Origin of the sequence: Sphingomonas sp. 66-10 (assembly GCF_001897045.1) — a bacterium.
GTDB classification, from domain to species: domain Bacteria; phylum Pseudomonadota; class Alphaproteobacteria; order Sphingomonadales; family Sphingomonadaceae; genus Sphingomonas; species Sphingomonas lycopersici.
Window position 1 is genome coordinate 110,215 of record NZ_MKRR01000094.1, and the last position, 14,282, is coordinate 124,496.

General features: G+C 68.2%; 12 protein-coding genes. 7 read left to right on the forward strand and 5 right to left on the reverse strand.

Features of this window, described 5'->3' with window-relative positions; genetic code table 11:
- Positions 1 to 50: 50 nt before the first annotated feature.
- A complete protein-coding gene (locus BGN95_RS07920) occupies positions 51 to 695 on the reverse strand; it encodes a DsbA family protein (RefSeq protein ID WP_286772232.1) in 645 nt (214 codons plus the stop codon).
- 152 nt (positions 696 to 847) lie between these two features.
- On the reverse strand, positions 848 to 3,469 hold the full coding sequence (locus BGN95_RS07925; RefSeq protein WP_286772233.1) for a DUF4118 domain-containing protein: 2,622 nt from the start codon (positions 3,467 to 3,469) through the stop codon (positions 848 to 850).
- 404 nt (positions 3,470 to 3,873) lie between these two features.
- Here BGN95_RS07925 and kdpF point away from each other — a divergent pair, with 404 nt between their 5' ends.
- The 5 genes from kdpF to BGN95_RS07950 are packed head-to-tail and all read left to right on the forward strand — an operon-like array spanning position 3,874 to position 9,021.
- Positions 3,874 to 3,963: a K(+)-transporting ATPase subunit F gene (gene kdpF, locus BGN95_RS07930; protein WP_179511164.1), complete on the forward strand. Its 90-nt coding sequence runs from the start codon at positions 3,874 to 3,876 to the stop codon at positions 3,961 to 3,963.
- A gap of 1 nt (position 3,964) precedes the next feature.
- Entirely contained in the window at positions 3,965 to 5,668 is a 1,704-nt protein-coding gene (gene kdpA, locus BGN95_RS07935) for a potassium-transporting ATPase subunit KdpA (RefSeq protein WP_286772234.1), read from the forward strand.
- A 37-nt stretch (positions 5,669 to 5,705) separates the two neighbouring features.
- On the forward strand, positions 5,706 to 7,715 hold the full coding sequence (kdpB, locus tag BGN95_RS07940; RefSeq protein ID WP_265268702.1) for a potassium-transporting ATPase subunit KdpB: 2,010 nt from the start codon (positions 5,706 to 5,708) through the stop codon (positions 7,713 to 7,715).
- A 12-nt stretch (positions 7,716 to 7,727) separates the two neighbouring features.
- Positions 7,728 to 8,315, forward strand: a complete 588-nt coding sequence (kdpC, locus tag BGN95_RS07945; protein ID WP_265268674.1) for a potassium-transporting ATPase subunit KdpC — start codon at positions 7,728 to 7,730, stop codon at positions 8,313 to 8,315.
- A gap of 10 nt (positions 8,316 to 8,325) precedes the next feature.
- Positions 8,326 to 9,021 carry a response regulator gene (locus tag BGN95_RS07950; RefSeq protein WP_179511161.1) on the forward strand — a complete coding sequence of 232 codons (696 nt, stop codon included), beginning with the start codon at positions 8,326 to 8,328 and terminating at the stop codon, positions 9,019 to 9,021.
- Positions 9,022 to 9,158: 137 nt separating this feature from the next.
- Here BGN95_RS07950 and BGN95_RS07955 read toward each other — a convergent pair whose 3' ends face one another.
- The 3 genes from BGN95_RS07955 to BGN95_RS07965 form a co-directional block, all read right to left on the reverse strand.
- Complete coding sequence (locus BGN95_RS07955; RefSeq protein WP_286772235.1) at positions 9,159 to 10,673, reverse strand: M20/M25/M40 family metallo-hydrolase; 1,515 nt, start codon at positions 10,671 to 10,673, stop codon at positions 9,159 to 9,161.
- Between the two features lie 179 nt (positions 10,674 to 10,852).
- On the reverse strand, positions 10,853 to 11,173 hold the full coding sequence (locus BGN95_RS07960) for a hypothetical protein (RefSeq protein ID WP_265268673.1): 321 nt from the start codon (positions 11,171 to 11,173) through the stop codon (positions 10,853 to 10,855).
- A gap of 88 nt (positions 11,174 to 11,261) precedes the next feature.
- A complete protein-coding gene (locus BGN95_RS07965; RefSeq protein WP_286772238.1) occupies positions 11,262 to 12,329 on the reverse strand; it encodes an MlaA family lipoprotein in 1,068 nt (355 codons plus the stop codon).
- A 204-nt stretch (positions 12,330 to 12,533) separates the two neighbouring features.
- Here BGN95_RS07965 and BGN95_RS07970 point away from each other — a divergent pair, with 204 nt between their 5' ends.
- The gene (locus tag BGN95_RS07970; RefSeq protein WP_265313091.1) at positions 12,534 to 13,343 is read left to right on the forward strand and encodes an AraC family transcriptional regulator; all 810 of its coding nucleotides are present in this window, start codon (positions 12,534 to 12,536) and stop codon (positions 13,341 to 13,343) included.
- A 54-nt stretch (positions 13,344 to 13,397) separates the two neighbouring features.
- Positions 13,398 to 14,282: alpha/beta hydrolase family protein (locus tag BGN95_RS07975; protein WP_286772245.1), on the forward strand; the 885-nt coding region annotated here is incomplete at its 3' end.

The following is a 14,282-nucleotide window of genomic DNA, read 5'->3' on the forward strand; positions in this document are numbered from 1 at the left end:
GAGCGGTTCCTGTTCGACTGCATCACGCTTCTTCCTTATCTATCTTCGACTTATGAGGCGGATCGTTGCCGCGCGGCTTTTACCACCGTCCGCAGATTTTCCTCGCTCAATGCGCCGGGGAACAGATACGGGCCGATCACCAGCCCGGGGGTGCCGGTGAGGCCGATGATCCGCGCGAACTGATCGGTGCGGGCGAGCGCGCCGTCGATCTTGGACTTGTGCGTCGTCAGATCGGCCTGCAGCCGCTGCCAGTCGACCCCCGCCGCCTGCGCCGCGACGCGGATGCTTTCGGAAGTGATGCGGCCGCTGGTCTTCATCAGCGCATCGTTGAACGCGGCATATTTGCCCTGATAGCGCGAGGCCATCGCCGCGCGCGCCGCCTCCTCCGACGCCGGGCCGAACACCGGCCAGTCGCGATAGACGATGCGGACCTTCTTGTCGTCGCGCAGCAGCCCGGTCAGCGCCGGGTGGAGCTTGCGGCAATAGGGGCATTGATAGTCCGAGAAGACGACGATCGTCAGGTCATAACCGGCCGGCGCGACGCTCGGCAGATCGGGATCGTTCTGTAACGCCTCGCGCAGTCGCGCGCGTGCTTCCTCGGTCGCGGCGGCGTTCGGCTCGGGCGCCGCCGACACGCCGCTCAATGCGACGACCCCTGCCAAGGTGATCAGGGCTCCACGCGCGCGCTTCTTCATTGCTTCCTTCTTTCGACATCGTGGATCGGATGCGGCCGGCTACCGGATCGCCGCGCCTTCGTACAGGCGCCGTCGATGCGCCGGGGTGGATCGCTCTTTACGCACGACGCCTTAATACGCTGACATTAAAGAGCTTTGTTCGCGTCACACAATCAATCGATCGCGAAATCGAGCGTGAACACCGCCCCGCCCTCCTCGCCGTCGCGCGCGCCGATCCGCACGTTCATCACCTCCGAAAAGCTGCGGGCGATCGCGAGCCCGAGCCCGCTCCCGCCGCGACTATCCGATCCGGTGCCGCGCGCGAACGCCTCGAACAGCGCCTCCGCGCCGCCCGGCGGCAGCCCCGGCCCCTGATCGGCGATCGACAGCCGCACGCCGTGTGGCAGGCGCTCGCCGGCGATCGTCACCTTGCCCGCGCCGTGGGTCGCGGCATTGGTCAGCAGGTTGAGCAGGATATGATGCAGCAGCCGCGGATCGGCCGGCACCAGCGGCAGATCGGGGGGCACGCGGAAATCGAGCCGCGCGTCGGGCAACAGATCGCGCACGTCGTGTACTGCGCCCGCCACCGCATCGGTCAGGTCGACCGGCTCGATCGCCGCCGCCAGCGTGCCGCTGTCGATCCGCACCATCTCGATCAGATTGGCGAGAAAGCGCCTGAGCCGCGCCAGCTCGCCGCGCGCGATCCCCAGCGCGGGCTCGTCGGGGTGATTGACCGCGATCGCATCGAGCGCGCCGCCCACCGCCGTCAGCGGGGTGCGCAGATCATGCCCGATCGACGAGAGCAAGGCCGATCGCAGCCGATCGCGCTCCTCGATCACCCGCACCTCGCGAAGCTGATCCTCCAGCCGCAGCCGCTCGTGCGCCAGCGCCGCCTGCCCGAGCAGGGTGGAGAGCAGCGTCGCGCGCGTCGCCTGCACCGGCGCCCCGCCGTCGCTTCGCGCCAGCGCGACCACGGCGAGCGTTCCCAGCGTGGTGCGCAGGGGATGAAACTGCCAGTCCGCCGCGTTGAGCGTGCCCGTATCGCGCCCCGTCACCTCGCCGCGGCTCCACGCCCATTCGGCCGCGGCGCGATCGACCGGACTCAGCTCGGCCATATCGGGCGGATAGGCCGAAACGATCGCGAGCTGCCCGTCGCGCTGGGCGAGCAGCAGCACCGACACGTCGAGCGCCCGCGCCAGCTCGGTGCACACCGTGTCGCCGGTCGATTGCCAGTCCGACGCGCGGGCGAGCGCCTGGCCGAACGCCGCCACCGCGGCATTCTCGATCGCGCTCCGCGCCCCGATCGAGGCGCGCGTGCGCAGCCGATCGGCGAGGCTGGCGACGAACACCGCAATGCCGAGCAGCACGATCACCGTCAGCACGCTCTGCGGATCGGCGATCGTGAAGGTGTAGATCGGCGGCAGGAAGAAGAAATTATACGCAAGCCCGGCGATCACCCCGGTGGCGATCCCCGGCAAGCGGCCGAACATCACCGAGATCAGGATGACCGGGAGCAGATAGATGAGATCGATCCCGCCCGCGCCGATCACCGGCTCGACCAATGTCGCCAGCCCGGTGGTGACCGCGACCGCGGCGATCCCGGCCCCCATCCCACGCCAGTCGACGCGCCGCCGCACCCGCGCCGCGCCGCGCGACGGGGTGGCATCCTCCGACGGGATAACGTGGACCGCCAGCCCCTCGCTGACGCGGAGCAGCCGTTCGACCACCGAGCCGTGCCGCAACTCAAACCACCAGCTGCGGCGCGAGCGGCCGAGCACAAGCTGGGTCGCGCGCATCCCGGCGATATGCGTCGTCAGCCCCTCGATCACCGTTTCCGCGGGAACGCTGGCAATCGTCGCGCCGAGACTGGCGGCGAGCTGGAGCGAATCCGCCACGCGCCGCCGCTCGTCCGCGCCCAAAGCGGCGGCGCGCGGGGTTTCGATGAATACCGCCTGCCACGGCGCGCGCAACGCATCCGACAGCCGCTTGCCGGCACGGACCAGCGCGTCGCTGCCGGGCAATTCGCTCACGGCCACCAGCACGCGCTCGCCCCCGGCATAGGTGCCGGCGACGGCATGCGCGTCGAGGAAATCGACCAGGCTGCGATCGACATTCTGCGCGGCGCGGCGCAGCGCCATCTCGCGCAGCGCGGAGAGATTTTCCTTGGAGAAGAAATGCCCCAGCGCGCGCGTCGCCTCGGCCGGGACATAGACCTTGCCCTGCTGGAGCCGCTCGATCAGCTCGTCGGGGGGCAGATCGACCACCTCGATCTCGGCGCCCTCCAGCACGTGATCGGGCACCGTCTCGCGCACGCGGACGCGGGTGAAGCTCGCGACGACATCGTTGAGGCTCTCGACATGCTGGATGTTGAGCGTGCTGAGCACGTCGATCCCCGCCGCGAGCAGTTCCTCGACGTCCTGCCAGCGCTTGGCATGCCGGCATCCTTCCGCGTTGGTGTGCGCCAGTTCGTCGACCAGCGCGAGCTGCGGCGCGCGCGCCAGCACCGCGTCGAGGTCCATTTCCTCGAGCCTGTGCCCGTGATGATCGATCTGCCGGCGCGGGATCGTCGGCAATGGCGCGGCGAGCCGTTCGGTATCCTGTCGGCCGTGCGTCTCGACCACCGCGATGACGACATCGACCCCTGCCGCCAGCCGCTCGGCACCCTCGCGCAACATCTCGAACGTCTTGCCGACCCCGGGCGCCGCGCCGAGGAAGATCTTGAGCCGCCCCCGGCCCTCGCGCGCCGCGGCGCGGAGCAAGGCTTCGGGCGATGGGCGACGATCGGTCAAATGCATCCTCCTGGGATATTCCTTAGAACATCGAACGGTAAATCCGGCTCACTTTCCTTTCCGCTCCGGCGAAGGCCGGGTCCAGTTACGGCCGGCCCGACGCTGGACCCCGGCCTTCGCCGGGGTGGAGCTACGTCTTGAGCATTCGGGCGCTGCCTCCCAAATACGCACACGGCTATCCTAGCGGCATGTACCCCCGGCCGCGCTAGTAACTTTACGCAATCCTTATGCGAAACCGACGCAATCCCCCGCGAAACCTTATGCCCGCCCGCCCTAGCTGACACGCCGACGCCGCATCCCGCGGCCGGCGAGGCATATCGATGTCCGACCTTCTCTGGCTTGGCCTGCTGGCCGTGCTGTTCGTGCTGACACTGGCGTTCGTTCGCCTGTGCGACGCGGCGTAACCCGCGATGACCGTTCACCTGTGGCTCGCCGGCCTCACGGCGCTCGCCCTGCTCGCCTATCTGGTGGCCGTCCTCGTGCGGCCGGAGCGGTTCTGACATGACGCTGGCTGGCTGGGCGCTGATCGCCCTTTTCGTCGCCATTCTCGGCCTCACCGCCAAGCCGGTGGGGCTGTGGCTGTTCGCGCTCTATGAGGGACGCCGCACGCCGCTCCACGCATTGCTCGGGCCGGTCGAACGCGGTTTCTATCGCCTCGCCGGGGTCGATCCGGCGAAGGAGCAGAGCTGGCGCCGCTACGCGCTGCACATGCTGCTGTTCCAGCTCGCGACCGCGCTGCTCACCTATTTCCTGCTGCGCGCGCAAGGCATGCTGCCGCTCAACCAGCGCGGCCTGCCCGGCCTCGGCGCGGACGGGGCGATGAACGTCGCTATCTCGTTCGTCACCAACACCAACTGGCAATGGTATACCGGCGAAAGCACGCTTTCGAACCTCAGCCAGATGCTCGCGCTGGCGATCCACAATTTCCTCTCCGCCGCGACCGGGATCGCGATCGCCTTCGCGCTGTTCCGCGGCTTCGCGCGGCGCGAGAGCGCGACGGTCGGCAATTTCTGGGCCGATATGACGCGGGTGACGCTCTACCTGCTCGTGCCGATCTGCGTCGTCTATGCGCTCTATCTGGTCGCCGCCGGGGTGCCGCAGACCTTCGTTGCCTCGATCGACGCGCATACGCTGGAGGGCGCCAAACAGACGCTCGCGCTCGGCCCGGTCGCCAGCCAGGAAGCGATCAAGATGCTCGGCACCAACGGCGGCGGCTTCTTCAACGCCAATTCGGCGCATCCGTTCGAAAATCCGACCGCGATGACCAATCTGGTCCAGATGCTGTCGATCTTCCTGATCGGCGTCGGGCTTACCTACACCTTCGGCAAGGCGGTGGGCGACACGCGGCAGGGTTGGGCGATCCTGGCGGCGATGACGATCCTGTTCCTCGCCGGGGCGGCGGTCGCCTATGCGATGGAGGTCCACCCCACCCCGCTGATGCACCAGCTCGGCCTCGCCGGGGGGAATATGGAGGGCAAGGAGGTCCGCTTCGGGATCATCGGCTCGGCGCTGTTCTCGGTGGTGACCACCGCCGCGTCGTGCGGCGCGGTCAATGCGATGCACGACAGCTTCACCGCGCTCGGCGGGCTCATCCCGATGTTCAACATGGAATTGGGCGAGGTCGTCGTCGGCGGGGTCGGCGCGGGGATCTACGGCTTCCTGCTGTTCGCGATCCTCGCGGTGTTCGTCGCCGGGCTGATGGTCGGGCGCACCCCCGAATATGTCGGCAAGAAGATCGAGGCGCGCGAGGTGAAGCTCGCGGTGCTGGCGATCGCCGTCCTCCCGCTGATGATCCTCGGCGGCAGCGCGATCGCCACGGTGACGCAGGCGGGGCTCGCCGGGCCGCTCAACAAGGGGCCGCACGGCTTTTCGGAGATCCTCTACGCCTTCTCCTCCGCCACCGCGAACAACGGCTCGGCCTTCGCCGGGCTCACCGCGGGGACGCCGTTCTACAATGCCTTGCTCGGCATCGCGATGTGGATCGGTCGTTTCTTCATCATCGTCCCCGTGCTGGCGATCGCTGGCAGCCTCGCGGCGAAGAAGCACACGCCGGCCGGCGCGGGCTCCTTCCCCACCACCGGCGGACTGTGGGTCGGGCTGCTCGTCGGGATCATCCTGATCATCGGCGGGCTCACCTTCCTCCCCGGCCTGGCGCTCGGCCCGATCGCCGATCACCTCACCGCCGCCGCCGGCCAGCTCTTCTGAAGGCTCACGCATCATGGCCCACGCAAGCCCCACTTCGATGTTTTCCCCCACGCTCGTCGTGCCCGCGATCGGCGATGCCTTTCGCAAGCTCGACCCCCGCGCTTTGGTGAAGAACCCGATCCTGTTCGTCACCGCCTGCGTCGCATTGCTGCTGACGATCTTCTTCGCGATCGGCGGCGAGAACGTGACGAGCGGCTTCCTCGCGCAGCTCATCGTATGGCTGTGGCTGACGGTGCTGTTCGGCACCTTCGCCGAGGCATTGGCCGAAGGGCGCGGCCGCGCGCAGGCCGCCTCGCTCCGCGCGACCAAATCCGAGCTGCGCGCCAAACTGCTCACCGGAGTGGGCGGCACCTGGGAACTGGTCGCCGCGACCCAACTCGAAAAGGGCGAACTGGTACTGGTCGAGACCGGCGACCTCGTCCCGGCCGACGGCGAGGTGGTGGAGGGCGTCGCCAGCGTCAACGAATCCGCGATCACCGGCGAAAGCGCGCCGGTGATCCGCGAGGCGGGCGGCGACCGCTCCGCCGTCACCGCGGGCACCCGCGTCATCTCGGACCGGATCACGGTGCGCGTCACCGCGGAGCCGGGGCACGGCTTTCTCGATCGGATGATCGCGCTGGTCGAGGGCGCCGAGCGGCAGAAGACCCCGAATGAGGTGGCGCTGACGATCCTGCTCGTCGGCCTCACGATCATCTTCCTGATCGCGGTCGGGACGATCCCCAGCTTTGCGAATTACGCCGGCGGCGCCGTGCCGGTCTCGATCCTCGCCGCTTTGCTCATCACGCTGATCCCGACGACGATCGCCGCCTTGCTCTCGGCGATCGGCATCGCGGGGATGGACCGGCTGGTGCGCTTCAACGTGCTCGCCAAATCGGGCCGCGCGGTGGAGGCGGCGGGCGATTGCGACGTGCTGCTGCTCGACAAGACCGGGACGATCACGATCGGCGACCGCCAGGCGAGCGCCTTCCGCCCGGTCACCGGGGTCGACGAGCGCATGCTGGCCGAGGCGGCGCTATTCGCCAGCCTCGCCGACGAAACCCCCGAGGGCCGCTCGATCGTTTCGCTCGCGCGCGAGAAATACGGCCTCGCCCAGCCGCTGCCGGCGGGCGCCGAGGCAATCCCCTTCACCGCGCAGACCCGGCTTTCGGGGCTGAGCTTCGGCGACAGCCTCGTCCAGAAGGGCGCGGTCGATTCGATCCTGCGCGCCTATCCCGACCTCGCCGAGACGGTCACCGCCGCCGAACTCCGCCGCACCACCGACGAGATCGCCCGCGCCGGCCAGACTCCGCTCGCGGTGGTGCGCGACGGGCGGCTGATGGGTGCGGTAGCGTTGAAGGATGTGGTCAAGGCCGGGGTGCGCGAGCGCTTCGCCGAGCTGCGCCGGATGGGAATCCGCACCGTGATGATCACCGGCGACAACCCGTTGACCGCCGCCGCGATCGCTGCGGAAGCGGGCGTCGACGATTTCCTCGCCGAGGCGACCCCGGAGGACAAGCTCGCGCTGATCCGCCGCGAGCAGCAGGGCGGCAAGCTCGTCGCGATGTGCGGCGACGGCACCAACGACGCCCCCGCGCTCGCCCAGGCGGATGTCGGCGTGGCGATGAATACGGGCACGCAGGCGGCGCGCGAGGCGGGCAATATGGTCGATCTCGACAGCGATCCGACCAAGCTGATCGAGATCGTCGGGCTCGGCAAACAATTGCTGATGACGCGCGGCGCGCTGACCACCTTCTCGGTCGCCAATGATGTCGCTAAATATTTCGCGATCATCCCGGCGATGTTCGTCGTGCTCTATCCCGGGCTCGCCGCGCTCAACGTGATGCACCTCGCCAGCCCGCAAAGCGCGATCCTGTCGGCGATCATCTTCAACGCCTTGATCATCCCGGCTTTGGTGCCGCTCGCGCTGCGGGGTGTGCGCTACAAGCCGATGGGCGCCGGCCCGCTGCTCGCGCGCAACCTCGCGATCTACGGCGTCGGCGGGCTGATCGCGCCGTTCGCCGGCATCAAGCTGATCGACCTCGCGGTCAGCGCGCTCCATCTCGCCTGAGGGGTTCATCCCATGTTGAACGACATCAAATCCGGGCTGCGCCCCGCGCTGGTCCTCACCCTGCTGTTCGCTGCTCTGCTCGGCCTCGCCTATCCGGCGCTGATCACCGGCGTTGGCCAGCTCGTCTTCCCGTGGCAGGCCAATGGCAGCATCGTGCGCGACGCACGCGGGCAGGCGATCGGCTCGGCGATCATCGGCCAGCAATTCGCCGGCCCCGGTTATTTCCACGGCCGCCCCTCCGCCGCCGGCAAAGGTTACGACCCGCTCGCCTCCTCGGGCTCGAACTTCGGCGCCTCGGCCAAGCCGCTCGCCGACCGCGTCAAAGGCGACATTTCCGCCAACCGCCCCTCGCCAGACGTATTGGCTCCTCCTGCCGATCTGGTGACTGCCTCCGCCTCGGGGCTCGATCCCGATATCAGCCCCGAGGCGGCTTTGTATCAGGTGGCGCGCGTCGCGCAGGCGCGCCACGTCAGCACGGCGCAACTCGATGCGCTGGTCGACCAGCATATCGATACCCCGCTGCTCGGCGTGATCGGCGAGCGCCGCGTCAATGTGCTGGCGCTCAATCGCGCGCTCGACGCGGCCTTCCCGCGCCCCTAACAGGATGCGGATGACCAATGCCCCCCGCGTCCTGCTGGTCGAGGATGATGCCGCGATCCGCCGTCTGCTCCACGCGGCGCTGACGCGGGCGGGCTATCGCGCCAGCCAGGTCGGCACCGCGCGCGAGGCAATGACGCTCGTCGATATCGAGCGCCCGGATGCGGTGCTGCTCGATCTCGGCCTGCCCGACCGCGACGGGCTCGAGCTGGTCCAGCTGATCAAGGCGCGCGGCGATATGGTGGTGCTCGTCGTCTCGGCGCGGAGCGAGACCGAGGAGAAGGTCGCCGCGCTCGATCTGGGCGCGGACGATTATATCACCAAGCCGTTCGACACCGAGGAACTGCTCGCCCGCATCCGCACCGCGCTGCGCCACCGTCGCGGCGGAACGAGCGCCAGCGAGCAATTGGAGGCCGGGCCGGTGACGATCGACCTCGCGCGCCGCCGGGTGAAGCGCGCGGGCGAGGAGGTGCATCTGACCCCGAAGGAATTCGGCGTGCTCGCCGAACTGGCGCGGCACCCCGACCGGGTGATCAGCCATACGCAATTGCTGCGCAACGTATGGGGGCCGGCGCAGGAGGATCATGTCGAATATCTGCGCATCGTGATCCGCGCGCTGCGCCACAAGCTCGAGGCCGATCCCGCCCAGCCGCGGCTGATCGTCAACGAGCTGGGGATCGGGTACCGGCTGGCGAGCGAGGCGGGCTAGGATCGCGTCGGGCCAGATCGGAACCACCTAACCCCGTTCGGGCTGAACTTGTCGAAGCCCTGTACTTTTCTTCCACGGAAAGAAGTGCAGCCCTTCGACAAGCTCAGGGCGAACGGGGGGTAACGGCAAATAATACGCTAGATTTTCATCGTCATGATCGCCGCCACGGTCTCGATCGAATTCCACAGATTCTGGATGCGGACATTCTCGTCCTCGGCGTGCTGGTTGTTGTCGTAATTGGCCGACCCGACCGACAGCAATGGCACCGGGAAATTCTGCTCGATCATGAACAGGGGCAGGCTGCCCCCCGAGGTCGGCAGCGCGATCGCGGGCTGGTCTTCCAGCGCGCTCAGCGCCGCGACCGTCGCGCGTCCGAGCGGCGCGTCCATCGGGGTGCGCACCGCGTTATAGCCCCCCACCCGCCGGGTTACGCGGACGATCGCAGGATAGCGCGCGCGTTCCTCGTCGGTCGGCTCGGCCTCGGTGACATGGAAGCCTTGCGCCTTGATATGCGCGATCACCTTGTCGATCTGCTTCGCTTCGTCCGCACCCTTGGCGAGCCGTATGTCGAGCGAGGCAGTAGCGGTGGCCGGGATCACGTTGCGCGCATTGGCGCCGACATCGGCGCTCATCAGTCCGTCGACATTGAGCGAGGTGCGCATCAGCGCATCGAGCAGCCCGTCGCCGCCCTCGGACGCGGCGATGCCGAGCTCCTTCCTGATCGCGGCATCGGAATCGGGCGCGGCGGCGATCGCGGCGCGTTCGGCCGCGCCGACCGGGGCGTCGTCGTCGTAGAAGCCCTTGACCAGCACGCGCCCCTTGTCGTCCTTCATCGACGCCAGCAGCCGCGACAGCATCATCGCCGGATTGGGCGACCAATTGCCGTAATGCCCGCTGTGCAGCGGGCGCCGTGCGCCATAAGCGGTGATATCGATCCCGGTCACTCCGCGCACCCCGAACACAACCTGGCGCCGCCCGGACTGGTGGACCGGCCCGTCGAAGATGATCCAGCCGTCGGAGGCGAGCAGCGGTTTGTTGCGCGCCAAGATCTCGCCGAGGTGCGGCGATCCCGCCTCTTCCTCGCCCTCGAACACGATCTTGACGTTCATCGCGGGAAGCCGCTTTTCCGCCTTGAGCGCGTCAATCGCGGTGAGCACCGCGATCACCCCCAATTTGTCGTCGGAGGTCGAGCGGGCGTAGAGCCGCCATTCGGGATCGATCTTCTGATCGGCGCGCGGGATCGGCAGGACGGTGCCGCCGGCCTCGATCGCGCGGGTACGCAGCGTCGGCTGCCACGGCGGCGAGGCGGTCCATTTCGCGGGGACGGTCGGCTGGCCGTCATAATGCGCGTAGAGCACGATCGTCTTCTTCGCCCCGGGGACTTTCCATTCGCCGTAAACGATCGGCGGGGTCGTGGAATCGGCGCCTTCCAGCAGCCGCGGCGAAAGCCCGCGCTTCTCCATCATCGCCATCAGCGCCTGGGCGTTGCGCCGGATATTGGGGGTGTCCGCCGCGACATTGGGGATCGCCAGCAGATCGACGAATTCGCCGAGGATCTTATGCTCGTTGGCGATACGGTAATCGCGCACCCCGGCAGAGACCGGCATCGCAACGGCCGACGCGAGCAACGCGCCCAGAGCCACAAACCGCATCATCGTCATTCCCCCCGTTCGTCAGGGGCGGATTCCTAAACGGAAATGTCGCGGATCGGCAACTAGTGGTGAGAACACAACGGATGAGTCCCGGAATCCTTTCCCGTCACCCCGGCCCTGACGGGCGGGCACTGGAAAGCACCTTATCCAAAAATTGCTGGGTCCGTCCTGCCCGAGCATCAGTCCGCGTTCGATCGCGGATGCGAATAGGATGGCGGGTCGCTCGCGGGGAAGCTTTCGTCGGAGCCCTGATCGACCTCGTCCCAGGTTTCCCCGCTCTCGTCGCGGATATTCTCCGGCCCGGCGTCGCGCGTCTGGTCGAAGCTCTCCATCGGGCCGTGCGAGGGCGATAGCGCGACCGGGGTCGCGTTCGCGCGTTGCGCGCGCCGCCGCAGCAACCCGTGCGTGACCACCGCCAGCCCCGCGCCCACCGCCGAACAGGCCGCCGCCGCGAGAATGTTGCGCCATTCGGGCGCACGCTGGTGGATCGTTGCGTTCATCGGTCGGCTCCCGTGTCTTTCCGCTGTTGTGCGCAACGTCAACGACGGGGAGCCGCTTGGGTTCATTCGCCCGCCGGCGACGATCGGATCAAGGGTGCGGACGATCCGCCGGGACGTGCGGCGGATCGGCGGGCGGCGGGGTTGGCGACGGTTCGACGACGCCGTGCTCGGGGGAGCGCTCCTTCACCGTGATCGGCAGCGTCGGCGCCTCGGACATCGGGCTCGAATTCTTCCGCCCCTTGCCCTTCAGCTCGTCGATCTCATTCTGCCGCCGCTGGAGGTAGAAATCGCGCGACCGGGCATAGGGATCGGGCTGGCCGTCGTGGAGCTGGTGGAGGGTATCGTCGAACTCCGCGCGATGATCGAGCGTGCCCAGCACCGCCAGCGGTATCGTGAATTGCGGCCGGGTGATGCGCCGGCCGTAGATGAACGGGAACAGCAGCCGGTCGATCGCCCCGCCGAACAGGTCGCGCGGGGTGGTCGGCCCGACGATCGGCAGGAATAGGAATGGACCCGATTTCACCCCGTAAAACCCCAGGGTATTGGCGAAGCCGTTGCTGCGCCGCCGCCATTTGAACGGCTTGCGCTTGGCCATGTCGAACACCCCCGCGACGCCGACCGTGGTGTTGACCACGAACCGCCCCGCCGTCTCCAGCGCGCGCCCGATCTTGAGCTGGAGCAGGAAGTTCAGGAAAACCACCGGCTCGCGCATATTGTAGATGAAATTGTGCACGCCATCGCGCACCGGCTTGGGCACGACATCCTTATAGGCCAGCGCGATCGGCGCGAGCAGCTCCTTGTCGAATTCCTGCGTCACCTCGAACGTCTTGAGGTTGACCTTGGCGAGCGGATCGGGCGCCTCCCAGTTCGCGCGCCCTGTGACGACGACATCGTGCGTCGACGGCGCCGCTTCATGCTGCGGACGATGCTCGACCGGGGCGGCGGCGAAGGCCAGCGGGCGCGCGATCCCCGGGGCGAGGAGATCGACCCGCGACGCCGGCAAGGCATGATCGGCGATCGCAATATCGACCGAACAATATACGCCGCTCACGACGATATCGGAACATTTGCCCTGCGCCGTGGCGGTCGCGCCGGTGCATGCCAGAATCCCCGCCGCAGCAAGCAGCATCGCCTTATGGGATCCGCGCGCGGACATGGACTTCCCCTTTCCCGGTCGCAGCAGCGGCGGGCCGCTACCGCGATTGATCTTCATGCGGAAGGACAAGGTGCGCGTCTATCCCAAAACCAACGGCGCCCCTGTAACTCATCGTAACATCAAGTATTTCATCGCAGCGGCGACAACAGCGCGGCCGAACTGTCCTTTCGTGGATTGGCCTCGGGCGATATAGCGGCGCGCATCATGTCGAGGACAGTTTCCCCCGATCGGGCCGATTTTTCGCGGCCGCGCTTTCTGCCGGGGGTGGAACTGGTTTCAGTCAGCTATCGCGACCGTGCGTTTCCGGTTCATGCGCACGACGGCTATGTCGTCGGCACCGTCATCGGCGGCGCCGAGCAACTCGACGTGGCGGGCGCCAGCCATCTGGTCGGCACCGGCGACGTGCTGCGGCTCCATCCCGGCGAACCTCATGCCAATCGCAGCCTCGGGGCGGAGGCGCTGCGCTATCTCGTCCTCTATCTCTCGCCCGACAGCGTCGCGCCCTATCTGTCGGGCAAGGCCAGGTTGACCTTCCGCGGCGCGGTCAGCGGCGATCGTCAACTCGCCGCCACGGTGGCGAGCGTTCACGCCGCGCTTCGCGCGACCCCGGAGGAAAAACTGGCGCAGGAAAGCGCGATGATGCTGCTGGTCCGCGTGCTGGCGGCAAGCGACGCCGGCGCAGGCGAGCCCGCTGCCGGCAGCGAGCGCGCGGTGGTCGCCAGAGTGCAGGATTGGATCGAGGCGCATCTGGCGGACAATTTCGGGCTGGCCGAGCTGGCCACAGTCGCCGGGCTGAGCGTGTTTCGCCTCGCGCATCTCTTCAAGCAAAGCACCGGGGTGAGCCCGATCGCCTGGCGCAACCAGCGGCGGATCGCGGCGGCGCGGCGCTTGCTGCTCGCGGGCCAGCCGATCGCCGATATCGCGCTGCAACTGGGGTTCGCCGACCAGAGCCACCTCACCCGCCAGTTTCAGCGCATCGTCGGGGTGTCGCCGCAGCGCTATCGCCAGCAATAATGTTCAATCCGGCCCGCGCGGCGCCGTCTATGGCGGGCGCGGAAGGGACCGAGCGTGCTGAATTTATCCGATAACAAAAAGAAGATGCTGGCGATCGTCGCGGCGGCGCTCGCCGGCGTGGCGCTGCCGGGCGTCGCATCTGCCGCCTGCACCCCGGGCGCTTACGGCACCGGGCCGGACGACTTCGTCGTCCTCGGCACCCCGGCGACCGCGCCGGCGACCGGGCAGCGCTATCTGTTCCGCAGCGGGCTGCGCGGCAGCACCGGCGATGCGGGCGCGCCGGTTACCTGCGCTGACGACATCGCGGTCTATCGCGCGCCCGACGGACAGGTGAAGCGCTGGCCGCGGCTCGCGACGCGCGAGACCAAGACCAGCTTCGACAGCGATGCGACCCGGCTGACCGGCGCGCTGATCGAGCCCGCCGGGCCGGCCGATCCCAAACGCCCTTTGGTCGTGCTGGTCCACGGGTCGGAACGGACGATGGCCGCCGCCGCGATCTACGGGCATATGCTCGCCGCGCAGGGGATTTCGGTCTTCGCCTATAACAAGCGCGGCACGGGCACCTCCGAGGGCGAATATACCCAGAATTTCGAGCTGCTTGCCGACGACGCCGCGGCCGCGCTGCGCGAGGCGCGACGCATGGCGGCGGGGCGCTTCGGCCGCGCGGGCTATTTCGGGGGGAGCCAGGGCGGCTGGGTCGCGCCGCTCGCCGCGACGCGCTCGCCGGCCGATTTCGTCGCGGTCGGTTTCGGGCTCGTCGTCTCGCCGATCGAGGAAGATCGCGAGCAATTGCTCGACGAGGCGCGCGAGAAACATCTCGACGCTGCGGCGATCGCGCAGGTCGAACGGCTTTCGCGCGCCACCGCGCAACTCGTGCGCAGCCATTTCGCGACTGGGTACGAAGCGCTTGCGCAGGTCCGGCGCGAGATCGGCGGTGCG